We start from the raw sequence: 323 nt of genomic DNA, 5'->3' as shown, positions 1-323 counted from the left end.
GGGCCGGTGAAGGTGACGGTTCCGGTGGGGGTGCCGCTGCCGGGTGCCACTGCGGTGACGGTGGCGCAGACGGTCACGGTCTCGCCGCACACCGACGGGTTGGGGTCGACCGTCACCGACACCGTGCTCGACGCCTGGTTGACCGTCACGTCGAAGGTCCCGGTCGAACCGGTGAAACACGTGTCCCCGCTGTAGGTGACGGTGACCGTGCCGGTCTCCAGCACGGTCGTGGTGACGCATGCCGTGCCACTGGCGTTCAGTGGCACCGTGGTGTTCAGTCCGCCGGGGCCGGTGAAGGTGACGGTTCCGGTGGGGGTGCCGCT

1 pseudogene is annotated in these 323 nt (G+C 69.7%); it reads right to left on the bottom strand.

The features are described from left to right. Window positions 1-323 (bottom strand): annotated as a pseudogene (locus K7B10_RS40455) (beta strand repeat-containing protein); the annotation flags it as partial.

The sequence above is a fragment of the Streptomyces flavotricini genome, assembly GCF_020639365.1.
In the GTDB taxonomy this organism is placed as follows: Bacteria; Actinomycetota; Actinomycetes; order Streptomycetales; family Streptomycetaceae; genus Streptomyces; species Streptomyces flavotricini.
This window is presented reverse-complemented; position numbering and strand designations above follow the sequence as displayed.